Source organism: Bacillus cereus group sp. BfR-BA-01316, assembly GCF_022664195.1.
In the GTDB taxonomy this organism is placed as follows: domain Bacteria; phylum Bacillota; class Bacilli; order Bacillales; family Bacillaceae_G; genus Bacillus_A.
In genome coordinates this window covers 1-23,143 of sequence record NZ_JAKUGX010000013.1, presented here as the reverse complement: position 1 = coordinate 23,143, position 23,143 = coordinate 1, and the positions used below count along the sequence as shown (strand labels likewise).

Below are 23,143 nucleotides of genomic sequence, written 5' to 3'. Positions count from 1 at the left end.
TTGGGAAATGTAGTAGTGAAATTAGAAAATGTTCGAAAAAGGATTGGTGGAACAGAAATTATTCGCGGTTTATCATTTGAAGTTCGTGAAGGGGAAGTTTACGGGTTCCTTGGACCGAACGGTAGCGGTAAGACGACGACAATCCGTATGATGACAGGTCTTATTTCGATGACAGAAGGCGATATTACAATTTGTGGTCATAGTATTCGTACAGAGCGTGAAAAGGCGTTAGAACAAATTGGAGCGATTGTAGAGAATCCTGAACTATATGATTATATGACCGGTATGCAAAACTTGAAGCATTTTGCAAACATGGCAATTACACCTATTAGTAAAGAGCGCATCGCTGAAATTGTAAAGCTTGTTGAATTAGAGCATGCGATTCATAAAAAGGTGAAAACATACTCACTTGGTATGAAACAACGTCTAGGAATTGCACAGGCGTTACTTCATCAGCCGAAAATCTTAATTTTAGATGAACCGACAAATGGATTAGATCCTGCTGGTATTCGTCAAATTCGTGATTATTTGCAGCGATTAGCGAAAGAAGAAAATATTGCTGTAATCGTATCAAGTCACTTACTAAGTGAAATTGAATTAATGTGTGATCGTGTTGTTATTATAAAGCAAGGTGAGTTCGTACAAGAGTATAACTTACATGAACAAACGAAGCATGATGAAACAGTTGTAGTCGCATTTGAAGTAGATCAAGTTCAGAAAGCGAACGAAATTATTAAAGGTAAAGTACAAGGAAATGTAGCTGTGACATCTGTAATGAAAGAAGAGATTCCGCAAATTGTAAAACAGTTAGTGAATGCTGATGTACTTGTATATGGTGTTACTGTACAAAATAAAACGTTAGAGGATGAATTCTTAGCGATTACTGGGGGAGTGAAAGCGTAATGTTTAAATTAATTCAAAATGAATTTTTAAAGTTACATGCGAAAAAAGGTATGTATATTTTAATCGGTGTGATCGCCTTATTGGAGATTTTAGGGGCCGTAGTAACGGCCAAATGGGGTGAAGCTGGTAGTTTGAGTGGATCTTACTTAGATTTTGTAAGTTCAGATATCGGCTTAATTATGATATTCGCAACGATTTTTGGAATCACAACAGCCTCTCGCACAATTACAGATGAATTTCAAAAAGGAACGATTAAACAATTATTAATTCGCCCAAGAAAACGAATTACCGTTTTATTTTCTAAATATATTACGGTGTTATTAACGATGTTATTTATTGTACTTGCTAGTACGTTAATTGCCATGATCATTGGCGGGATTGTAATGGACGGTAGTAAAACAGAATTAACGTTAGGAATTGTTTTAAAAACGATTTTATATCAGCTTTTATCACCATTTTTCTTTGCAACGCTTGCATTTTTCTTAGCAAACGTATTTAGAAACTCTGTATTACCATTAATTATTACGATGTTCCTATTTTTCTTACAAGGAGCAATTAATATGGTGCTAATGATGTTTGCAAAAGGTGTAGCGAAATTTGTAGTATTTTTCCATTTGAATTTAAGTGTTTACGACAGCAATAAATTGGTTAGCGGTGGAATGGAACCAACATTTACAGAATTTACGTTTACAACTTCATTATTACTTGTAGTTGCATACTTTGCTGTATTACTTGTAGCATCAAGTGTATTATTCCAAAAACGTGACGTATTATAATATAAAAATCCCCGTTAACACGGGGATTTTTATTAACCAGTTCTTTCTTCAATCGTTTCACGTTCCTAACATGCTGTCAGCATAAAACATTGGGTCTTTTTCAGCTTCTTTTTGGTTTATAAAATGCAGCGACCACATATTTATTTAAGGATATAACTGTCACTAAGTTGAAGACTGCTATAACACCGATAAATAGATCAGTTAAATCCTATACTACTTGAATTGTAGTGACTGAACTTAAAAATACCATGTCAATTATAGTGATACATTATATCAATAAAATTATTTTAATAGATATGTTGTTTGGAATTATCTGAGAAAAATAGGAAGATTTTCAACTATATTCATATTATAATTTAGTTATTCGGCCATTTGTGGGAGAAGGGCTACCCATAAAACACTGAATAAAGTTTCACTTTATATCATCTCTGGAGGTGTTCAATATGCAATATGCATTTTCACGTATAAGGCTACGTAGTTTTTTTGGATGGATGATTATAGGGATGTTCCTGACGATGATTCCATTAAGTTTATCAGGTGCTTCTGACAATACGATAGAGTTCCTGTCACAAATATCAATATTTTTCGCATTTCCACTATTGTGGCTACATTTAAAAACAAGTAAAAATAATGTTGTTTTTAAAAGTTTTTTTGATAAGCCCGGACGTTTACATTGGGGGTTAATTGTATTAGCAACGATAATGGGAATGATTTTTGCAGTCGGTATATCCCAAATTCAATTTTATATTTTAGCACATACTTTACCTAATTTCTTAGTTACCATGTTAGAAGATGGAAATGTAATTAATACGAGTAACATATACATGACGATATTTACTTTCATTTCAGCATGTGTACTAGCCCCAATAATGGAAGAGGTTATTTTTAGAGGTTTTTTCTTACAACGAATGGCTTACAAATGGGGGATTAAACGAGCGGTTATTATATCCTCTCTTATTTTTGGACTAGGGCATTTTGATGTTATCGGTGCTTTCATGTTCGGTGTTATTATGTGCCTTCTATACATAAAGACAAAAAATATATGGACGAATATTGCTGTGCATGCTCTAAATAATTTGATTGCAACGAGTATGCAATTTGTAGGTGGAGATGGAAGTGACGCAATCTCGAGTACTGAATTACAAGCACAAAGTAATTTATGGATCGGCATTGGTCTTGTGATTATCGGTTTATTATGGTTAATTCCTTTTACCTGGAAACAATGGCGTACTGTAAAAGAAGTAGGTGTACCACCGATTCGCTTAATAAATGAAGAAAAAGTGATGAATTCATCACGTGAAAATGAAATGTATAGCCAAGTTATACTAACGAATAGATTGATGGCGGTGGAACTGCCAGATGAGGCTGTCAACCAGCTCAAGTTAGAAGAAAATGAGTATGTAACAATAGCTGTAGAAGAAGATAAGATTATTATAAAAAAGGCGGATTATAGGCCGTGAAAAAGTAGCTCTCCAGTATGAAAAGGAGAGCTGCTTTTTAATTTGTAATAATTTCTACACGGAAGTTATTTCCATTTTTCACGTATTTAATATCTGTAACGATCCGAACGGTTTTTAGAAGTTCAACTTTTTCACCAATTCGAGGGATGGTCGGAACATTGTCCCAAATACCAAGCAAGTCATCTAATTGTGCCGTTTTTTCATAAAACCAGATTTTCAATGTAAAGCCCCTTTCTCGAACTTTGTGTATTTTAATACATGATATATCATTTTTATTCTCAATGTAAGAGGTTTTAACTCTTTTTTGTGAATAAAGATGAATTAATCTTCTGGGAAGATATGTTCAATATCCGGAGTAAGAGCTACTTCTGATAATACGATATGAGAAACTGTCGTTGCATATGAAGAAACATTATTGATAAATTCTTCAAGTTCAACGAGTGAAGGAACAGAGATTTTTACAATGTAGCATAAGCTTCCTGTTACTCGGTAACAAAAACTTGCAGATGGATAAGACTGAATAAACTGTTGCATACGTGTTGTATCACCATTTTTTAAAGTGATTTCTAAAATACAATCTAAAACAAGTCCAGCTTTTTTATAATTGATATCGATTGTGTATTTTTGAATAATTCCTTCACTTTCAAGTTTACGAACACGTTCTGTAGTAGACGGAGCGGATAAGTTTACTCGTTTTGCCAATTCTCGCATCGAAAGGCGACTATCATTATATAATTCATTTAAAATTTTTCGATCAACACGGTCTAATTGCATTTGTAAATATACCTCCAGTAAAATGATGATTTTTGTAAAGGAAAAATATAAATTAAGATTCATATGAAATGTAAAGTGAACTTTATTTATTTTACAATAAAAAAGAAGGGAATAGGAGGGAAAATGATGGAGAGAATTACATTATCAAATATAGGAGATACAAAGTTTCAAAAATTATTAGGGCATAATCTGGATATATTAAATTCGTGGAGTACGTTAGAGAATACACTGTATAGTACAGGGACGCTTTCCGCAGAGTTAAAGGAGCAAGTAAGAAGAACATTAGCGTTTGGGAATGAATGTCCGTACTGTATGGCAAAGGGAAGACCAGATGACGTGCAAAAAATAGAGGAGATAAGCGTAGCAGTTACTTTTGCACATGCATTTGTTCATGACCAAAAGGCGATAGATGATAATATGTTTCATGTATTAAAACAATATTGGACTGAAAAAGAAATTGTAGAGCTTTGTGCCTATATTTGTTTTATTACTGCGTCACAGCAACTTGGTTTTCTGTTTCAATTACAGCCCAATTAACTAGGAGGATATTCACAATATGACGCTTGTAAACTTGCATGATGAATTTGCTGCTATCGTGACGACGAAAGAAATATTAAAAACTATTTTGATAAAATAATTGCAGAATTATGTAGAAAAAAATAAGAATATTTCGTATAATCTAAGTATAATCATTTTGAAAATAGGGGTGTCATCATATGGAGCAAATTCCAGTAAAGAAAATAGAAGAAGTACTCGTTTTAGCAGGGGATGATGAACAAAAGCAAAAGGAATTTTATGAATTGCTCTTATCAACTGAGTTTTATGTTGCTGGTTCGGTAGAGGCAGAGGATGCGGCGACAGAAGGGACACTTCGTTTACGCCATTTCCAAGGAGATGGTAGATGGATCGTTCCGTTCTTTACACAATTGGAATTTGTAAAAGATGTGTTGCCGGAAGGGACGCCCCTTATTACGATACGTGGAAAAGAACTGTTTGGAAGTATCGATAAAGATGCAACAGCTGTATTAAATGTTGGAACAGATATGAGTAAAACATTTATTCCAGAAGAAATTACAGATATAGCATCAGGACGGATCTTTAATTATTATAAGTAAAAGGAAAAGCTTAGTAGCTTTTCCTTTTTAATTTGAACAGGGAGTGGCTATACCAGAAGAAATAGAAACAGTTTTGTTATTTGTATTTATTGTTGCTGTAGCTCCGAGGGGAATACCGATATTTGGACTTATATGTCCAATTGGTAAACCGAATAACACAGGTATATTATATGGCGTGAAATATTCATATAATATTGTTTGTAATGATTGGGATGGTTTAGAAGGAGTGCAGTCATGACAACTTGAAAAAATAACGCCATTACATGCATTAAACTTTCCAGATAAAAGTAGTTGATTTAACATCCGGTCAATGCGATACGGTTCTTCTCCGACATCTTCAAGCAATAAAAGTTTATTGGTTGTATTTATTTCATAGGGCGAGCCGATTATACTCGTTAACACAGCTAAATTCCCTCCAACTAATGTGCCTGTAACTGTACATGGGGAGCTAGGTATAATACATTCTGATGCAGATAAGATAGATGAATACGGATGGAATAGTTGATTGAAAGAAGATAAAGAGAGAGAATCTATACCTTTTCCTAATTCTTCAATCATTGGACCATGAAACGTAACAAGCTCTGCATAACGTGAAAAGGCAGTATGTAAAGCCGTAATATCGCTATATCCCCAAAAAATCTTTGGATTCTGTTGAATGATTTCATATTGAATATAAGGGAGGAGACGAGCGCTTCCGTAACCACCTCGTGCACAGAAAATTGCCTTTACTTCATTATTTGTAAATGCTTCATGTATATCATCAAGACGAACTTGATCACTTCCAGCTAAATAGCCATACTTTTCATAAATACTCTTCCCAATTATTACGGATAATCCCATCTCTTGTAATACATTCACACCTTTTAATACATTTTCAATTGTAGGTGGACCAGACGGTGCAATAATCATTACTGTATCACCTTGTTTTAACGCATTTGGATAAATCATTGTTCTCAGCCTCCTTCTCTTTCAATATATTCGTTTCATATGAAGTTCAACCCTTGTAAAAGAAGGGGAAAGCTTGTCAAATAAAGAAGATATAAGGGGGATAGGAGGGGAAATGATGTTTACAAGTCGAGTAATAGACATATTGCAAATTAAGTATCCCATCATTCAGGCAGGTATGGCAGGTGCCATTACGACGCCAGAACTCGTTGCAGCTGTAAGTAATAGCGGTGGATTAGGTACGCTTGGAGCTGGATATATGAGCCCAGAACAAATTCGTGAAGCTATTTATAGGATAAGGAAGTTAACTGATAAACCATTTGGTGTTAATTTACTTTTAACAAAAGAGTTGAAGATAGAAGAAGAAAAGATAAAAGAGGCGAAAGCATTACTTGCGGCAGTGAATAAGGAATTGGGTATAGAAGAAGAGCAGGCGCTAAAGCTGCCGAAAAGCTATAAAGCGCAATTACAAGTACTATTAGAAGAAAAAGTACCAGTCGTTAGTTTTGCATTTCAAATGTTAGAAAAAGAAGAAGTAGATGCTTTAAAAAGGGAAGGAATAAAGGTCATCGGAACAGCTACTCATGTTGCAGAGGCGAAAGCACTCGCAGAATTAGAAGTGGATATTATTGTTGGACAAGGCAGTGAAGCTGGTGGGCATAGAGGAACGTTTATTGGGAAAGAACAAGATGCGATGATTGGTACATTTGCATTAATCCCGCAATTAGTAGCGGAAGTACCTCATATCCCGATTGTCGCAGCAGGTGGCGTGATGAATGGGCAAGGGCTTGTTGCGGCATTTGCGTTAGGGGCAGAAGCTGTTCAAATGGGATCAGCCTTTTTAACGAGCGAAGAAAGTATTACGCATGACCTGTATAAAGAAGGGATTTTACATAGTACAGATACGAGTACAACGGTAACTCGTGCGTTTTCCGGGAAATATGCACGGGGTATTCGTAATGAATTTATAGAGAAACATGAAGGAAGAGAAGAGAATTTACCGATGTATCCAGTGCAAAACGTATTAACTTCAAAAATACGTAAAGAAGCAGCGAAGCAAAATAAGGAAGAGTATATGTCGCTTTGGGCGGGACAAGCATCATCATTAGCACGAACGGAATCAGCTCAGCACGTAGTGAAACGTATCATGAAAGAAGCAGAGAACGTAATTGAACAATTTACAAGATGTATATAGAAAAAGACCACTTGAATAATTCAAGCGGTCTTTTCGTTAGTTTGCTTTATAAAATTGTTGGATGGCTTCGTCGATGTAAACCCAGCCTTTCCAACCTAAGTGCATATGATCTTTTAAGAAGTACTTATCATATTCATGATTTGAGAAATCAGCAATTGGATAACCAGCTTTCTCAATTTGCTCATGAACTTTATTGTAGTATAATTCGCGTTTTTCTTTCGGGAAGCCAGCGTAATCATACCAAGGACCTTTTACAGGAACAGAAATGAAGAGCGGTTTTGCGCCTGATTGTTTTAATAAATCAAGTACAATTTGCAAATCTTCATATTCTGGTGATTGGTCATAAGCATCATTTTTTAAGTAACCTTCACGTTGCTTTAATTTCTTCTTAATTTTGCTATTGAAGTAATCATCTTCGATACCATATTCGTTAGAGCTTGATTCTATTGCACCTGTTTGATCAGCATGCTTACGAGCTTCTTCCCAGTCCATTTGTTTCAATGATGGATCAAGCTTTTCTTTATGCGGCTTAATATCAAACATAACTGTAAATAAATCTTTACGATCTAGAATGTTACGATAAATATAAGCGAAAGGTTTAGCAGCAAGTGCTTTTACTTTATACTTTGTATCATCGTAGGCGATACCTTCAAGCGAAATTTTTAATAAAGTTTCTTTTTTAACAATCTCAAAGTTTAATAAGCGTTTTGCAATTTGTTTTTTCATTTCAGGTTTTAAATCATCGTTGAAAATGAAGTGGTAACCTTGTTGTTTTGAAAAGTTAGGTGCAAAGTGTGTCTCATCAATACCTTGTGGTACAAACCATTGCGGAGAAAGAACGAATATCATTTTCTTATCTTTCAATTGATCCATTGTAGATGCGAAGTTTAATACATGTACAAGGTCTTGTGTTCCGCCGCGTCCAAGTAGGAATGGTGTGAATCCTTCAGGCTTTACTTTGAAATAATTCGATGGATGGAAAGCATCCATACGTGCGAATTCCGATGAACCGTACATCGGAAGATATTTCGGGTCTGCTAACATCTTTTGCTGTAAAATCATACTTTGAATCTTTTCTTCTTTTAAAGAAGTCGCAGCTTGTTCTACTTTCTCATCACTTAAAAGTGGGAGTAGGAAGCGCGTAGGAATAAGTAAGAATACAGCAAAAAGGGCCAATGCTAAAAGCATCGGACCAAATTTTACTTTGTTCATCGGATTTCTTCCAACTTTTTAATAACCATATTTGGTGTAGCCCACTCATCGCGGTCAAAATCAGAAATAGAAACTTCAATCTCTAAACGCTCTTGGAATTCTACTAATAAAGATACTACAGCGAAAGAATCAAGAATACCTTCTTCAAATAATTGAACATCTAAATTTTCTTTCACAATATCGTTTTCACATACTTCTTCTAAAATATCTAATACTTGCTCTTTGAATTCTGCCATTTTTAAAATCTCCTTTATATCCGAATATATTATATGTGCAACTTCTTAATAGAATAAGAAGGGTGCATTAAAAGTATCTGTTAAGGTGTCCAGAGAAAATTAGGAAACCGAAACATACAACGTGGAACGTAATTACAATAGCAAGGACGTGTGTAAATGTATTGTTTGGCCAAAACTTATGCTTCTTGTTTTTTCGTTCGAAAATATCGAACAAGATAAACAAGGCAGCGTGATAAAGACCATAAATAATGTATTGATACACATGCTCACCAGTAATATGCCATATTCCCATGATGAAAAAGTTTAAAAATGCACCGATATACGAAATTGTGTAACGGTTTTTAATTAACTTTTTCTTCGTTGCGAAAAAGACGAAACGCATGTAAATAAAGTCACGGAACCAGAATGATAAACTCATGTGCCAGCGATTCCAGAAGTCTTTAATGTTACGACTAATGAATGGTTTATTAAAGTTTTCTGGAGTTTTAATTCCCATCATATAACTTACACCAATTACAAATGAGCTATAACCAGCAAAGTCAAAGAATAAATATAAGCTATAGCTATACATGTAAATCATATTTGATAGGATTGTATCTTGCTGAGTGAATGCCGGATCCATAAAATATTGCTTTATTAAGTAAGCAATAATAAATTTATACAAGAAACCTTGGAAAATACGGTTTATCCCTGTATATAGTAAATTTTGATATTCTTCTGCACTAGGTGACTTTTGAATATCTTTTTGGAATCTGCGGTAACGATCGATAGGTCCCGTTGATATAGCTGGGAAGAATAAAACGAATTCCCAGAAATTAAAGAAGGAAAGTTCTTTAATTAAGTTATCACGAACTTCAAATACCATTTGTACTGCTCTAAATGTTACATAGGACATTCCTAAAAATACAACAAACTTTAGCTCAGGTACAAACGGTGCAATTTTTGCTAAAATAAGTGGCAAAATAGACAAAATAACAGCCATGCAAAACATGAACGTATTATTATTTTGTTTTCTTAATAATAAATAGCCTTTAATAAGGACATATTGCCAAATAATAAATACAGCTAACATCATTGCTTGCTTCGGTTTATCAGAGAAGATAATAGCAAGCATTACTAATGTTAAAACGGCATTATATTTACGCAACATTTTACCTTTTAATCCAGCTATGATAGTAGGTATTAATAAAATGCCCACTATAGCGAAAAAATAAAATGATCCATATGCGGTCATGCTGTAACCTCACTCAATAATTTTTTGCGATCTACCTTTCCATTTGGTGTCATTGGAATAGAAGATTGATACATGAATTTACGTGGAATCATGTAGTTTGGTAATCGCTCATTGAGTTCTTTTTTTATTGCAGATGTTAATTTGAATTCTTTTTCAAACGAATGCTCTCCAGGAACAACAACCGCTAATAAATAATCGTATTTCTCACCTTTTTTAATTGGAACAATAACTGCTCCTTCTACGTAAGAACATGCACGAAGATGATGCTCAATTTCTTCTAATTCCATTCGATAACCATGAAGCTTAATTTGGAAATCAAGACGACCATTATAGAATAGAAGACCATTTTCTACATAGCCAGCATCGCCTGTTTTATAGGCGCGCTCACCGTCAATCATAGTAAATGCTTTTTCTGTTAATTCAGGGCTTCCTAAATATCCAACGCTTACGCTTGGACCGACAATTACGATTTCACCTTTTTCACCATCGGGTGCAATTGTACCATCTTCTTTCATAATAAGAAGGCGACAGTCTGATTTACAGTAGCCAACTGGAAGTGATTTGTATTGATTAAGCACTTCTTCTGTAACGTGAATACCTGTTACAGCAACAGTAGCTTCTGTTGGACCGTACGTATTCATAATTGTTGCTTTTGGGAATCGCTCAATTAATTTTCTAGCTACTTCATTTGGTAACACTTCACCGCAGAATAAGAATGTTTTCATGTTTGGTAGCATACTTTCAGAGAAAGAGGCTTCCATTAAACACATTTCTGCGAAAGATGGTGTCGAAGTCCATACTTGAATATCCGATTGCTCTAAAGAAGCAAACAAGTCTTTTGGACGTGCAATCATATCTTTATCGATTGCCCAAAGTGTACCGCCTGTTACTAACGATGGGTAAATATCCATCACAGATAAATCGAATGAGAAAGGTGCTTGATTTAAGAATACTTGTCCTGTTTGCAAGTTGAAATCTTCAACAGCCCATTTTGTAAAGCTAACAAGGCAATTATAAGTAATCTGAACCCCTTTCGGATTACCTGTGCTCCCTGACGTGTAAATAATGTAAAAGTTTTCATCATCTTTTACCGCATGTTCAGGATTTGGAGTTTTCCCTTTATGAGTAAAGAAAATATCTTTTAAGTTGTTTTCACATACGATGCGAACTGGTAAATCAGTTACAGTTACTTCTGTCCCTGATAAAAGTAATTTCGCACCAGAACTTTCAGCAATACGTTGTACACGATCAGCTGGAATAGATAAATCTACAGGAATGTAAGCATGCCCAGCTTTCACACATCCTAAAAAGTTAATAATCATTTCAGGCTGCATATGGCCATAAACCATAATTGGTGAACGATCATCTGGATACTCAGAAGAAATCCAATGTGCTAACGCATCAGAATCTTCCTTTAATTGTTTGTACGTAATTTTCGCATCTCGCCAAACAAAAGCGGTTTGATCAGGCGTTTCTTCAGCCCACTTTTCAATTTGTTCTAATAACTTCATAACGTTCCCACCCTAAAATTCGTTGTAAATAAATGTACTTGTGTTTGTATCATGGAATCCATACAACCAAAGCAATGCAAATAAAATTGCAAGGTAATAAACCGTCTTTGCAACCCATTGTGTGAGTGGTTGAGACCATATCTCTTTTAATCTTTCCATGTCTTTCCCTCTCTTAATGAAATAATAGCTCTTTGTAGGTATCATGTCCTACATTATTGTGAAAAAAACAAAATTCCACATTTTAGGTAAAAATAAGACAGAAGGCTCTTTTCTGATATTAGCACTAAATACTAAAAAAGAAAATCCCTAACTTAGCAATTATATTACATTCAGCATGAATTTGTAATGGGTTTGACATGTAAATAGAAAGTGGATTGTGTGAATACATAAAAGTGGATTGTGAGAAGACGTAAAAATATAATATTTGTTTTGTTATTCCTGAATTGGAGTGGGCTAATAATCACTGGGTACTTAGTACATTGTCAAGGTATAGAGCCTTTTAAAAGGAGGTAATTATTATGAAAAGAGAGTGGAGGAGTTTTATTTCAGAAGAAAATATCATTAAATGGAGACGGTATCTCCATAAATATCCAGAATTATCATTTCATGAAAAAGAAACTTCGCAATTTATATACGATACATTATGTTCATTTTCTTATTTTGAAGTAACAAGACCGACTAAGCATAGTGTACTAGCAATTAAAAGGAGCGTGAAAAAAGGAAAAGTAGTTGCTGTTCGAGCGGATATAGACGCATTACCAATTCAAGAAGAGACACTAAAGCCATATGGATCGGTTAATAAAGGTGTAATGCACGCATGCGGGCACGATGCACATGTAGCTATTTTATTAAGTACAGCAGAGACGATAGCAAATATGAAGGAAGATTTTGCAGGCGAAATCCGTCTGTTCTTTCAACACGCAGAGGAAGTGTATCCCGGTGGCGGACAAGAAATGGTGGAGGCCGGTGTTATGGACGGCGTCGATTATGTAATAGGTTTGCATGTTATGTCTGGATTAGAAAGTGGGAAGGTAGGGATTGTATATGGCCCTATGATGGCAGCACCAGACGTATTTACAATTGAAATTTTAGGAAAGGGCGGTCATGCAGCACGACCAGAAGAAACGATAGATCCTATCGCTATCGGAGCACAAATTATTACAAATTTACAACATATCGTATCAAGAAATACAAGTGCTTTTATGCATAGAGTAGTGTCAGTTACACAATTTCATGGGGGGATGGCCGATAATATCATTCCAAACAAAGCAGCTTTAATGGGAACTGTTCGATCTTTTAATCAAACATTAAGAGAGGAAGCAAAAGAGAAAATTGAGCAAATTGTGAAAGGAATTACAGAAGCGCATGGAGGGGATTATACATATACGTATCGTTACGGATATGATCCAGTTGTTAATAATGAGTACATTACGAAAATAGTAGAAAAAAGTGCGATAAAATTGTTCGGAAATCAGCGTATTGTTCATCTTGAACCTTCTATGGGAGGAGAAGATTTTTCAGCGTATTTAAGAAAAGCACCTGGTTGTTTCATTAAATTAGGAACAGGGAATCAAAAGGAAAATACTTGTTATCCGCATCATCATCCCAAATTTGATGTAGATGAATCAGCCCTAATTTATGGAGTAGAATTGTTTTTAGAGACGACTATAAGATTACTAGAAATCCATAAGGAATAAAAAAAGGCAACTGCGCTCTATCGCAGTTGCTTCTATTTCTTCCGTCAGAGAGGGCTGAGAAAGAACTATGCTCATTTATAGTATATGAATAGCTAACGGACAAGCTTGTACATTTTAACTATTTTTTAAAAAATAGTTATTGACTTTGATAATCAATTTCAATTAATCTAAGTGTATAGTTGAAATTGATTATTATTATCAATGAAATAAATGAGGAATATTAATGAGAAAAACATTTCACCTTCTACGAAGGGGATTAAAAGATAAAAGTAAAGATATAGATAAGCATATTGAATGGCAACAAAATGTAATTCGTTCCGAATATGTAGGTGAGAAGAACACAACTAAAACAGAAAAAGCGATACATAGTAAAGGGAGAGATTCAGTTGAGTAAGTTAGTAATGATTTATGCAAGTATGAGTGGAAATACAGAGGAAATGGCCGATCATATTGCAGGTGCAATTCGTGAAACAGGAAATGAAATTGAAGTCATTGATATTATGGATTCACCAGAAGCTTCTATATTAGAACAGTATGATGGTATTATTTTAGGCGCTTACACATGGGGAGATGGTGACCTTCCTGATGATTTCTTAGATTTTTATGATGCAATGGATTCTATTGATTTAACGGATAAAAAAGCAGCAGCATTCGGCTCTTGTGATTCTGCTTATCCGAAATACGGGGTAGCGGTTGATATTTTAATAGAAAAGCTACAAGAGCGTGGGGCAGGAGTTGTGTTAGAAGGATTGAAAGTAGAATTAACGCCAGAAGATGAAGATGTAGAAAAATGTTTACAGTTTGGAGCTGAATTCGTAAAACACCTTTCTTAATGGCAGAAGGGAGATGAAGAGCAATTGCATGAAAAAATCGCAATCAAAACGATGACAGATTACCATTTGTATGATTTTATGCGTTGTCCACACAAATTTTATTTCCGTCATATAAAAAGAAGAGAACCATCTTCATTTGAATGGCAACAAATAGCACAAATGATTGTAAATCAAATTATTAATGAATATTACACGGTACCTGCCGGGCAACAAACAAAAATTTTGCTTTTAATACTTTTAGAAAAGTATTGGAAAAAAGTAAGGGTTAATATGTTTGCTTCAAAGGCGGAGTGTTATATTGTTTTAGCGAAGCTAACAGATCACTTATTACAGTTTGTTGAAAGAGATGAGAGTCAGGCGCCGCCGTTATTTTTATATGAGAAGTTTCAAACGTATATGGAAGAGTTAGGTGTTCATATTTCATTGACATTTGAAGTTGGTGAGTGGAGTACAGAATCATTTACAATTAAAAAGTATGTTATTGATGCAAATGAAGAAATGCTAGCTCTTTGTCAGAAGTTAATGACTGTGTTTAGTTATAAAGCTTTCGGCATTCTTCCAGGAAAAATCGAAGTGATTAATTTAATAGAAGGAACTAAGTATGAGTACATTCCAAAACAGGAAGATATTATAACTGGAATGGATGATTTATTTAGAATGAAAGAAATGCTGCAACAACCTGAGCACTACACAGAGCGTAATTTTCGTTCTGAGTGCATGAGCTGTGCCTTTCGTACTGAATGCCAAGTGGAAGAGGCAAAAGAGAAAACGCTGCAGAAGAAAAATATCGTACATTAAAGGATGCAATGTTGCATCCTTTTTATTATTGACATGAAAAGCTTTTCATCATTTACGGTATATTTGTAGCAGATTTTAATCCCGCTATTTGGGAGTCGGGCTGTCCGTAAACGCCCTATTGGTGAGGGCTGATTAAAGTTTCACTTTATAAGGGGAGGAATAATCAATGAAAGATGAAACGAAAGTATTTCAATGGTTAAAAGAACAAAATGCTCCTTTTGGAATTCAACTGCAAATTTTACAGGCGTTTCAATTGTATAAAGTTATTGTTGAAATGGATAAAAAGTTAATGATGTATGAGGAGAGAGAATATAAGGAGAGAATGTAATCTCATTCCTGTAATATCACCTTTAGCTGTTTTGTACCAGCTATGAATTCAAGCGCATTCTTTGTTTCAAAGTTATAAATAATATTGTGTAGTAAAGGGCTGTATTGATAAAAGGTAGTGATGCGGTGAATGAGTAATGGATCATGATGAGAACTAAGTGTACTGTATTGTTCGTATACAGATGTAGTAAATTCACGTCCGAAATCATAATATAGCCCAGCAAAGTCAAAAGCGGGATCGCCAATTTGGGCATCTCCAAAATCGATAACCCCTGAAATGGTTTTGTTTTGGTTGTCAAATATAATGTGATGATGTGTAAAGTCAGCGTGAATAATTGTATTTTGAAAAGTGGATGTAGCTATACACGCAAAGAAATTTTTGAATAAACGATTTAACGCTGATTTCTCGGATGAATTAAGATTGCTAGTAACATACTGATTTAATTTTGTTTGTAGCTCTTTCCAGTAAGTGAGAGTTTTTTCGATAGGGAATCCTAACGTTGTAACACGTTGTAGAGGAATACTATGTAGAGCCGCAAGGAAAGTCGCTAATTGTGTAATAAGTGCTTTTATTTCTTTTTTCTCTAGCGTAGTAACTATTTCTGGTTTTAATGGTTCACCATGAATGAGAGTATAGTAACTACAAAGCGGAATAGCATCATTTTTATATAATAGGTGATACTTTGGAATCTCGATTTCTAGTAGCGAATGAGAGAGAAGTATGCACAATTCTTTTTCTAACGGAATTCGCTGTGCATATTCAAGTTTTCGCGGGAAACGAAATAGTAGTTCGTCATTTATAATAACCGTTATATTATCCCACCCTTCTTCATTTTGCATATATGAATGTATAGAAAGATCTGGTAGAGCTTCTTTTATATATTGTTTGTAAGAGTCCATAGTCGTTCCTCGTTTCTAAGTTAAAGTTAGGATATTCCACTCTATGATATCAGAATTTTCTTTCTATACGTTAAGATATGACTATCATTATGAAGGTGGTGGGTGTGGTGTGTATTACGAAGAAAAGAATATTAATCATTTCGTTATTTATCGTTTTTTATTTGTTCGGGTCATATAAAGAAACGGCTTTTGCTACCTTTAAACCGATAGATCAGTACGAGTTAAATCAGAAAACAAAGAACAAGAGTATAGAAACTTTAACTCATAAAGAAATGAAAAAGGTAGGAGAATGTTTTGTGACAGCGCAGCTATCAGTGTTTGAGTTTAATAATAAAAATGATGTAAAGCAAAAAAGCGAAGAGCTATTTGTAAATAAAGGGTATGAACAATTAATGAAAAATTATTATCTAAATCGTTTTCGAGATTTAGAGTATAAATTTACAAACGAGGAGATACGTGAAGTGACGGATGAGAGTTTTCGCTATCATGCTGTAGTGTACGTTGCTGGTACTGAAAATGGTAAGAGGAGTGAAATTAAATTAAATTATGACATGAAAATTGTAAAGGTTAATAGTATATTTAGGGTGTTAGATCAAAAACAGTACGTACAATGAAAAATCCCTCAAGGAGAAGAGGGACTTTAAAGATTTTCATTTTGTTGCCCAAGTTCTTTTTGAGCAATGTATAAGTTTCCTTGCTCAACTTGTTTCAGTGTATGAACAGAATCTCCTGCATATCCTTTTTCTGTTTTAACAGTTCTTTTTGAACGATTAGATTCTTGTTTCTTCATATAATAGACCACCTTCCATTAAAAATAAACGAAAATGATGAGTACGAGTAATACGGCTGCGAAAATGGTAATGCCCATTAAAAAAGAAGTGTTTTTATATTTAGGTGGCTTATGTACATCTTGCCGATATCCAGGTGAAATTTCAGGGGCGAATTCTTCATCGAATGATTGTTTCTTTTGTTTTTCGTCCATATGTATCCACCTTTCTTTTTCATTATGTTACACGTTACAAGAAAAAATATGCATGAAGAAAACAGCCGTTATATCATTAGCGGCTGTTTTGCGTTGTATATTTTCTTTGTACTTGAAAGAGACGGATAAGCAGGAAGATTGCTCCAAATGCTAGACCGATAATAAGACCGATCCAATAACCTTTCGCTGCCCAGTCAGTATAAGTTGCTAATATGTATCCAAGAGGTAGGCCTATTACCCAATAAGCGATTAATGTCATAATTAAGGCAACATTTACATCTTTATAGCCACGTAGTGCTCCTTGAACGGGAGTTGCAATCGCATCTGAAATTTGAAATAAAATCGCGAATATAAGAAATTCTTTTGCTAAATGATGGACATTTGCATTTGTCGTATAAATAGAAGCAATTTCGTCATCAAAGAAATAAAGAAGGATTGAATATAAAAGAGCGAAAGCAAGAGCTAATCCAATTCCGATAAATCCATATTGTTTCGCATTATTGTATCGTTTTGCTCCAACTTCAAATCCAACTGCTATCGTCATTGCCATTGCTAAACTTAAAGGAGTCATATATAACAAGGAAGCAAAGTTCATAGCTGCTTGATGTGCTGCTATTGTTGTCGTACTAAAATTACTCATCATAAGTGTTACCGCAGCGAAAATACTCGTCTCAAAAAAGATAGCAAATCCGATAGGGACGCCAAGTTTCAGGAATTCCTTCCAGCTCGTAAAGGAAGGGCGGTATAACTGTTTAAAGATATTGAAAGAAGCGAAGGGCTCTTTCGTACGAATAATAATGACGGTAATAATTAAAATACACCAATATGTTGCTGCAGAAGCGATTGCCGCACCAACACCACCGAGTTTTGGAAAGCCAAAGTGACCAAAAATTAATAAGTAATTTAATACTACGTTAATTGGTAATGATAGTAATGTAATAATCATCGTTGTTCGAGTTTTTCCTAATGCATCAATAAATCCACGTAAGACGGTGTAAGTAAATAAAGGGATAATTCCAATCGCGATAATACTTAAAAATTGTGCTGCAATATGTTCCACGGGTTCTTCTAATTGCATGCCATTTAAAATAGGTGAAACAGCGAAGAATCCGATAAGGATAACAACAAAACTAGCACAAATTGCTAAATATACTGCTTGTATGACAATGTGGGGAACGTCCTCCTTTTTCTTTGATCCAACGAGCTGTGCAATAATAGGAGTAGTAGCCATTAAAATTCCGGTTAAGCCGGTACTAACGGGAAGCCATATACTTGTTCCGATAGCAACACCCGCTAAATCAATAGGACTCGCGTGCCCTGACATTGTCGTATCAAAAAAACTCATCGCAAATAATGACATTTGCGTTACAAAAATCGGGAAAAAGAGTAATAAAAATTGCTTTAACTTTTGTGAGAATGAAGTAGTTTCTTTCATAAAATCCCCTTTCAACGTAAAAAACAAACTCTTACTATCATACAATTTAATCAAAAAATAGAAAAGAAATACGCGTATACAATAAATGAAATCAATAAAAAAGGATGCGCTTTGAAAAGGGATAAGGTATTATGATAAGGTGTGAAAAAATTACATATTCGTTATTAAGGAGGCACTACTTGTGGCTGATTGGTTAATTGGTTTAATCATGGGTGCTGTTGAAGGGTTAACAGAGTTTTTACCAGTATCATCAACAGGACATATGATTTTAACAGGACACTTAATTGGATTTGAAGACGATAGAGCGAAAGTTTTTGAAGTTGTAATCCAATTGGGATCGATTTTAGCAGTTGTTGTTATATTTTGGAAACGTCTATGGTCATTAGTTGGAATAGGGAAAGTAACTGATGGACCATCGTTAAATTTATTACATATTATTATCGGGATGATTCCTGCCGGCATACTCGGTGTATTATTCCATAGTGCAATTAAAGAAGTTTTATTCGGTCCAGGACCGGTTGTTATTAGCTTAGTAGCTGGTGGTATTTTAATGATTGTTGCTGAGAAGTTTTCAAAACCAAGTACAGCAAGAACGTTAGATGAAATCACATATAAGCAAGCATTTACAATCGGAATGTTCCAATGTTTAGCACTTTGGCCAGGATTTTCTCGTTCTGGGTCTACAATAAGTGGTGGTTTATTAGCTCGCGTTTCGCATACAGCGGCAGCTGAATATACGTTTATTTTAGCAGTACCAATGATGGTAGCTGCAAGTGGTTTAGATTTAATTAAAAGCTGGGATATATTAAGTGCAGCAGATATACCGTTATTTGCAACTGGATTTATTACAGCATTCGTTGTTGCGATGCTTGCAATTGTTTCATTCTTAAAATTATTAGGTCGTGTAAAACTAACACCGTTCGCTTATTACCGTTTCATTTTAGCTGCGGTATTCTATTTCTTCATTATGTAATAAAAAACCTGCCGAACTCGGCAGGTTTTTTATTTTACTACTTTTTCAATCATGCTTTCCATTACATGTTCCCAAAGAGAAGTATCATCAGCTAATGTAGCACGGAAATTAGCATACATTTCTTTTTGTTTTTCCTCGAATGTTGGATCTTCTTTTTCAGGCAATGTAGCGCGCATGGAAGTTACTAATTCTTGTACCTTTGGAGCGCGTGGTCCAAAGACGGCTTGTTCATTTCCGTCTTTATCAATGAAAATAAAGATTGGAATTGCACGTGCTGTTCCATTTGTTAAGTATTGATCCATTAATTCTAAGTTTTCGTCACGAATTAATAATCTCATATCAATGTTTGCAACTTCAGAAATTCGTTTCATAACAGGTACACATAAAAGAGCGTCGCCGCACCAGTCAGCTGTTAATACGATAACACGCCAGCCATCATTTTGACGTTCTTCTAGAACGGGAAGTAATTCATTTGGAATTAAAAAGTTATTGTAGATGTGTAATAGCTCATATTGGTTTACTTGCATTTCATTTACATATGTATCAAAGGACATGCCTTTATCAGCCCATTGTTTTAAATTCATAATTAACACCTCTTTAGTATGATTTGCTTTCATTGTACCAATTTTTATATAGAAAAGCTTGTATTCTTACTCTTTCTTATCGCTTAATAATTTATTTAAGACGAACAAGAATAGTACGACACATAATTCAGCTATGTTGGACATTTGCACGCTTTCTATCCAATCATCGGCAGTATGAATGACGAACCAATCTAGCGTAATTTCAATGAGTGAGAAAAGTGCAAGTGAGAGCCAATTTGGCATATTTGTCGTCATTGGATATAACAGTACTTTAAAGAAGATTAAGATAAAGTATGTAATGCCATCTAAGAGGAGGATAAATAAAAAAAAGAGTAGTAAAGCAGTTCGTGATGAGTATTCTATACCTGTAATTTGAAAGATTCCTACATATACAAAAAATATAAATGCAAAAAATATAATGAGAAAAAGAGCAATAATACTAATGATAATTGTTTTATCTTTTAGGCTGAAATTAGAGAACTTGTCCTCATCATTCATTAAAAGCACTCCTTTTTCTGGGAAATCAATTTCATTGTATCATGAAATATATTTTAAAAAACTACGAATTATGGGAAAATAAGGTGACAAAAAGTAAGATTTCATGTAGAATTATTAATAAGGTTTTTATTTAACTAAATTAAATAAAAGGGGCTGTCAAATTTGTCTCAAAATCGAGAACAATTAATGGAAGAACTATCGACAAATGTTTTTGCAATGTTTCGCACGTTGCGTAATGATATTGGAAAAATATTTGGTGGTTACATACCGTGGAATGAGTTCATTGTCCTTAGAATATTGAATCGCACGAATAAAGAAATGGTATCACGTGTAGCTAATGAGTTAAATGTATCGAATAGCCATATTACAGCTGTCACAGAAAAACTAATTAATAAAGGCTTTGTAACCCGTTCACGTTCTACATCAGATCGCCGTGTTGTATATTTAGAGATTACAGAACAAGGGAAAGATTTAGTTGCGAAAATGGAAGGTGAGAAAAAGAAATATTTACAAGAAAGATTCTCCGCACTTTCAGAAGACGAAATGAATGTAATGATATCTATTTCTAAAAAACTTATTTAAGTAGTTATAAATAAGAAAACGCTTACTTAATAACAAAGAAGACCTTCCTCATATACGGAAGGTCTTCTTCTGTGTGTAATAGATGATGAAAAATAAAATGTGTATGAAAAAAGATAGAGCGCCATACTACTAATAAAGGAAGGAGGGAGAAATATGACGAATCGTAATGGTAGTCAAGGAAGTGGAAATCAAGGTTCACCAAAATCAGGGCAATTTCAGCAGGAGTTTAGTGCTGAATTTGAAACAGGTAATGATAACAAAGGAAAAGAATATCGTTCGAAAAAAGGAAGCAAGTCAAAAAAGGAGTGAATCATTTCACTCCTTTTTGATTTAGGATGCTGCAGATTGATCCGTATTATATTTTTCTTCTGATTTTGAAACAATCATTGCGCAAATTGCATCGCCAGAAATATTTACAGCTGTTCTAGACATGTCTAGAATGCGGTCAATACCAATAATTAAAGCAATACCCTCTACTGGTAGATTTACTTGATTTAAAACCATCGTAAGCATTACAAGTCCAACACCTGGTACACCAGCAGTGCCAATACTAGCTAGTACAGCAGTTAATACGACCATAGCTAATTGCGGTAATGTAAGTTCAACGCCGTATACTTGAGCGATAAATACAGTTGCTACACCTTGCATAATGGCAGTACCATCCATATTAATCGTTGCACCTAGTGGTTGTACAAAAGAGCTTATCGCTTTTGGAACTCCGAGTTTTTCTTGGGCGGTTTTCATGGCAAATGGAAGGGACGCATTAGAGCTAGATGTACTAAATCCAATTGCCATTACCGGCCCGAAATTTTTAAAGAAACGAATAATACTTTCTTTGGCTAATACCTTTAATAAGCCGCCGTATACGAAGACACCGTGAATAATGAGTACCAACATAACGACAATCATATACTTGAACATCGCAGCGACACCTGCAAGACCCATTTTACCAACGGATGAAGCGAGCAACCCAAATGTTCCGATTGGAGCTAATTTCATAACGAGATTAACAAGATACATCATTAATTCGTTGCCCTGTTCAAGTAATGAATGGATACCTTGAACTCGTTTTCCTAAAACAGCTATACCGAGTCCGATCAATACGGCAAAGGCAATAATTTGTAACATGTTTCCGTCAGCCATCGCTTTTGCTGGATTATCCGGTACAATATTCAGCAATGTATCGACGAAAGATGTTTCAGTTTTTGCACCTTCATACTTAAGCCCTTCTGTTTTAAAATTACCGCCAGCCCCTGGTTTTATAATAAGTGCGAATGTAACCGCAATGGAGATGGCAACTGCTGTTGTTACGAGAAAGAATGAAATTGATTTTAAGCCGATTCTTCCAAGCTGTTTCGGATCTCCAAGACCAGCAGCCCCAAGTACGATAGAAATGAATACAACAGGAACAACTAGCATTTTAATGAGTCGAATAAACAATTGACCAAGTGGATTGAACACATATTGATTTAGTGGCTCGAAAATGGATGGAGCAGCTAAATTTAAAGTGAGTCCAACTACTAGGCCGAGAAATAATGCAATTAAGATTGCTTTTGTTTGTTTCAATAAAAGCCCCCCTTGTTTTTGTAAAAGTACTTTCTAAGTTAATTGTACCGAAAAAATACCTATTTTGACAATATTTTCTGAATATTTTGTATAAAAATATCTGTTTGAATATAGATAGACCGATTTTGCTGAAATAAGCGAAGAGAGTTAAATTATGTATTTGGAAAATAAAATAGACCATCACATGATGGCCTAGGGAAGGGGACAATTTATGTCAATTTAATTAGGGATGGAAGCTATTCAAAGACACTGGGGAATGTCTTATAAATTAGGGAGGAATAGCTCCGATACATATACTATAAAAGATAGATGTGAACATAGAGTGAAAGAGCGAGGGAGTTTTAAATAAAAGATAGAAAGAACAAAAAAATAAGACCATCACATGATGGCCTAGGGAAGGGGACAATTTATGTCAATTTAATTAGGGATGGAAGCTATTCAAAGACACTGGGGAATGTCTTATAAATTAGGGAGGAATAGCTCCGATACGTATACTATAAAAGGTGGATGTGACCTAAATGTGAACATGGAGTGAAAGAGAGAGGGAGTTTCAAATAAAAGATAGAAAGAACAAAAAAATAAGACCATCACATATAGGATGGTCAAG

Annotated in this window: 29 protein-coding genes and 2 pseudogenes; 16 read left to right on the top strand and 15 right to left on the bottom strand. The window is 34.7% G+C overall.

The features are described 5' to 3' along the window. The 3 genes from MR071_RS12350 to MR071_RS12340 all read left to right on the top strand — a co-directional run bounded on the left by MR071_RS12350 (position 1) and on the right by MR071_RS12340 (position 3,139). Positions 1–903: an ABC transporter ATP-binding protein gene (locus MR071_RS12350; protein WP_105584126.1), complete on the top strand. Its 903-nt coding sequence runs from the start codon at positions 1–3 to the stop codon at positions 901–903. Further along, a complete protein-coding gene (locus MR071_RS12345; RefSeq protein ID WP_105584125.1) occupies positions 903–1,679 on the top strand; it encodes an ABC transporter permease in 777 nt (258 codons plus the stop codon). Before MR071_RS12350 ends, MR071_RS12345 begins: the two co-directional genes overlap by 1 nt. Positions 1,680–2,122: 443 nt before the next feature. Then, a complete protein-coding gene (locus MR071_RS12340; RefSeq protein WP_242236208.1) occupies positions 2,123–3,139 on the top strand; it encodes a CPBP family intramembrane glutamic endopeptidase in 1,017 nt (338 codons plus the stop codon). Positions 3,140–3,176: 37 nt separating this feature from the next. On the opposite strand, the gene MR071_RS12335 is transcribed toward MR071_RS12340, so the two are convergent. Together MR071_RS12335 and MR071_RS12330 are read right to left on the bottom strand one after the other, a co-directional pair. Continuing rightward, positions 3,177–3,359, bottom strand: a complete 183-nt coding sequence (locus MR071_RS12335; protein ID WP_000707108.1) for a DUF3913 family protein — start codon at positions 3,357–3,359, stop codon at positions 3,177–3,179. Between the two features lie 101 nt (positions 3,360–3,460). After that, positions 3,461–3,913, bottom strand: coding sequence for an Lrp/AsnC family transcriptional regulator (locus MR071_RS12330; protein ID WP_105584123.1), 453 nt, complete (start codon positions 3,911–3,913; stop codon positions 3,461–3,463). A gap of 123 nt (positions 3,914–4,036) precedes the next feature. On the opposite strand from MR071_RS12330, the gene MR071_RS12325 reads away from it, so the two are divergent. The 3 genes and pseudogenes from MR071_RS12325 to MR071_RS12315 all read left to right on the top strand — a co-directional run bounded on the left by MR071_RS12325 (position 4,037) and on the right by MR071_RS12315 (position 5,028). Then, positions 4,037–4,450, top strand: coding sequence for a carboxymuconolactone decarboxylase family protein (locus tag MR071_RS12325; protein ID WP_105584122.1), 414 nt, complete (start codon positions 4,037–4,039; stop codon positions 4,448–4,450). A gap of 4 nt (positions 4,451–4,454) precedes the next feature. Continuing rightward, a pseudogene (locus MR071_RS12320) lies at positions 4,455–4,550 on the top strand (cysteine hydrolase family protein); the annotation flags it as partial. A 79-nt stretch (positions 4,551–4,629) separates the two neighbouring features. After that, entirely contained in the window at positions 4,630–5,028 is a 399-nt protein-coding gene (locus MR071_RS12315; protein ID WP_105584121.1) for an SseB family protein, read from the top strand. A 27-nt stretch (positions 5,029–5,055) separates the two neighbouring features. On the opposite strand, the gene MR071_RS12310 is transcribed toward MR071_RS12315, so the two are convergent. Then, on the bottom strand, positions 5,056–5,976 hold the full coding sequence (locus MR071_RS12310) for a S66 peptidase family protein (RefSeq protein WP_105584120.1): 921 nt from the start codon (positions 5,974–5,976) through the stop codon (positions 5,056–5,058). A gap of 115 nt (positions 5,977–6,091) precedes the next feature. On the opposite strand from MR071_RS12310, the pseudogene MR071_RS12305 reads away from it, so the two are divergent. Then, positions 6,092–7,187 (top strand): annotated as a pseudogene (locus MR071_RS12305) (NAD(P)H-dependent flavin oxidoreductase). Between the two features lie 17 nt (positions 7,188–7,204). Here the strand turns inward: MR071_RS12305 and dltD are convergent. The 5 genes from dltD to MR071_RS12280 form a co-directional block, all read right to left on the bottom strand. Then, complete coding sequence (gene dltD / locus MR071_RS12300) at positions 7,205–8,380, bottom strand: D-alanyl-lipoteichoic acid biosynthesis protein DltD (protein WP_105584118.1); 1,176 nt, start codon at positions 8,378–8,380, stop codon at positions 7,205–7,207. After that, on the bottom strand, positions 8,377–8,616 hold the full coding sequence (dltC, locus tag MR071_RS12295; protein ID WP_002011622.1) for a D-alanine--poly(phosphoribitol) ligase subunit DltC: 240 nt from the start codon (positions 8,614–8,616) through the stop codon (positions 8,377–8,379). The genes dltD and dltC overlap by 4 nt, the downstream gene beginning before the upstream one ends. A 67-nt stretch (positions 8,617–8,683) precedes the next feature. After that, entirely contained in the window at positions 8,684–9,850 is a 1,167-nt protein-coding gene (dltB, locus tag MR071_RS12290; protein WP_105584117.1) for a D-alanyl-lipoteichoic acid biosynthesis protein DltB, read from the bottom strand. Further along, entirely contained in the window at positions 9,847–11,361 is a 1,515-nt protein-coding gene (gene dltA, locus MR071_RS12285; protein WP_105584116.1) for a D-alanine--poly(phosphoribitol) ligase subunit DltA, read from the bottom strand. Before dltA ends, dltB begins: the two co-directional genes overlap by 4 nt. 12 nt (positions 11,362–11,373) lie before the next feature. Then, positions 11,374–11,520: a teichoic acid D-Ala incorporation-associated protein DltX gene (locus tag MR071_RS12280; protein WP_002011626.1), complete on the bottom strand. Its 147-nt coding sequence runs from the start codon at positions 11,518–11,520 to the stop codon at positions 11,374–11,376. Between the two features lie 359 nt (positions 11,521–11,879). Between MR071_RS12280 and MR071_RS12275 the strand changes: the two genes are divergently transcribed. The 5 genes from MR071_RS12275 (at position 11,880) to MR071_RS12255 (ending at position 15,017) form a co-directional block, all read left to right on the top strand. Beyond that, positions 11,880–13,058, top strand: a complete 1,179-nt coding sequence (locus MR071_RS12275; protein ID WP_105584115.1) for an amidohydrolase — start codon at positions 11,880–11,882, stop codon at positions 13,056–13,058. Positions 13,059–13,281: 223 nt separating this feature from the next. Then, entirely contained in the window at positions 13,282–13,452 is a 171-nt protein-coding gene (locus tag MR071_RS12270; RefSeq protein ID WP_181149418.1) for a hypothetical protein, read from the top strand. Further along, positions 13,445–13,891 carry a flavodoxin gene (locus tag MR071_RS12265; protein WP_105584113.1) on the top strand — a complete coding sequence of 149 codons (447 nt, stop codon included), beginning with the start codon at positions 13,445–13,447 and terminating at the stop codon, positions 13,889–13,891. Before MR071_RS12270 ends, MR071_RS12265 begins: the two co-directional genes overlap by 8 nt. A gap of 24 nt (positions 13,892–13,915) precedes the next feature. Beyond that, on the top strand, positions 13,916–14,689 hold the full coding sequence (locus MR071_RS12260) for a hypothetical protein (protein WP_242236205.1): 774 nt from the start codon (positions 13,916–13,918) through the stop codon (positions 14,687–14,689). A 166-nt stretch (positions 14,690–14,855) separates the two neighbouring features. After that, positions 14,856–15,017 carry a hypothetical protein gene (locus MR071_RS12255; protein ID WP_105584111.1) on the top strand — a complete coding sequence of 54 codons (162 nt, stop codon included), beginning with the start codon at positions 14,856–14,858 and terminating at the stop codon, positions 15,015–15,017. A 2-nt stretch (positions 15,018–15,019) separates the two neighbouring features. On the opposite strand, the gene MR071_RS12250 is transcribed toward MR071_RS12255, so the two are convergent. Next, complete coding sequence (locus MR071_RS12250; RefSeq protein ID WP_242236203.1) at positions 15,020–15,916, bottom strand: aminoglycoside phosphotransferase family protein; 897 nt, start codon at positions 15,914–15,916, stop codon at positions 15,020–15,022. An 89-nt stretch (positions 15,917–16,005) separates the two neighbouring features. Between MR071_RS12250 and MR071_RS12245 the strand changes: the two genes are divergently transcribed. Beyond that, the gene (locus MR071_RS12245) at positions 16,006–16,530 is read left to right on the top strand and encodes a biotin transporter BioY (RefSeq protein WP_105584110.1); all 525 of its coding nucleotides are present in this window, start codon (positions 16,006–16,008) and stop codon (positions 16,528–16,530) included. A 26-nt stretch (positions 16,531–16,556) separates the two neighbouring features. On the opposite strand, the gene MR071_RS12240 is transcribed toward MR071_RS12245, so the two are convergent. The 3 genes from MR071_RS12240 to MR071_RS12230 all read right to left on the bottom strand — a co-directional run bounded on the left by MR071_RS12240 (position 16,557) and on the right by MR071_RS12230 (position 18,333). Next, entirely contained in the window at positions 16,557–16,706 is a 150-nt protein-coding gene (locus MR071_RS12240) for a hypothetical protein (RefSeq protein ID WP_002149552.1), read from the bottom strand. Positions 16,707–16,724: 18 nt separating this feature from the next. Beyond that, entirely contained in the window at positions 16,725–16,898 is a 174-nt protein-coding gene (locus MR071_RS12235; RefSeq protein ID WP_000343684.1) for a hypothetical protein, read from the bottom strand. A 76-nt stretch (positions 16,899–16,974) separates the two neighbouring features. Next, on the bottom strand, positions 16,975–18,333 hold the full coding sequence (locus tag MR071_RS12230) for an MATE family efflux transporter (protein ID WP_242236201.1): 1,359 nt from the start codon (positions 18,331–18,333) through the stop codon (positions 16,975–16,977). 181 nt (positions 18,334–18,514) lie between these two features. Between MR071_RS12230 and uppP the strand changes: the two genes are divergently transcribed. Then, positions 18,515–19,306 carry a bacitracin resistance undecaprenyl-diphosphatase gene (gene uppP / locus MR071_RS12225; protein WP_070141441.1) on the top strand — a complete coding sequence of 264 codons (792 nt, stop codon included), beginning with the start codon at positions 18,515–18,517 and terminating at the stop codon, positions 19,304–19,306. 29 nt (positions 19,307–19,335) lie between these two features. Here the strand turns inward: uppP and MR071_RS12220 are convergent, their stop codons facing one another. Both MR071_RS12220 and MR071_RS12215 read right to left on the bottom strand, forming a co-directional pair. Next, positions 19,336–19,923: a thioredoxin family protein gene (locus MR071_RS12220; RefSeq protein ID WP_105584107.1), complete on the bottom strand. Its 588-nt coding sequence runs from the start codon at positions 19,921–19,923 to the stop codon at positions 19,336–19,338. A 33-nt stretch (positions 19,924–19,956) separates the two neighbouring features. Then, positions 19,957–20,388 carry a regulatory YrvL family protein gene (locus tag MR071_RS12215; protein WP_105584106.1) on the bottom strand — a complete coding sequence of 144 codons (432 nt, stop codon included), beginning with the start codon at positions 20,386–20,388 and terminating at the stop codon, positions 19,957–19,959. 162 nt (positions 20,389–20,550) lie between these two features. On the opposite strand from MR071_RS12215, the gene MR071_RS12210 reads away from it, so the two are divergent. Together MR071_RS12210 and MR071_RS12205 are read left to right on the top strand one after the other, a co-directional pair. Further along, a complete protein-coding gene (locus tag MR071_RS12210; RefSeq protein ID WP_000081440.1) occupies positions 20,551–20,970 on the top strand; it encodes a MarR family winged helix-turn-helix transcriptional regulator in 420 nt (139 codons plus the stop codon). A 153-nt stretch (positions 20,971–21,123) separates the two neighbouring features. Beyond that, positions 21,124–21,279 carry a hypothetical protein gene (locus MR071_RS12205; protein WP_002149538.1) on the top strand — a complete coding sequence of 52 codons (156 nt, stop codon included), beginning with the start codon at positions 21,124–21,126 and terminating at the stop codon, positions 21,277–21,279. 21 nt (positions 21,280–21,300) lie between these two features. On the opposite strand, the gene MR071_RS12200 is transcribed toward MR071_RS12205, so the two are convergent. Further along, positions 21,301–22,536, bottom strand: a complete 1,236-nt coding sequence (locus tag MR071_RS12200) for a dicarboxylate/amino acid:cation symporter (RefSeq protein WP_105584105.1) — start codon at positions 22,534–22,536, stop codon at positions 21,301–21,303. Positions 22,537–23,143: the final 607 nt, after the last annotated feature.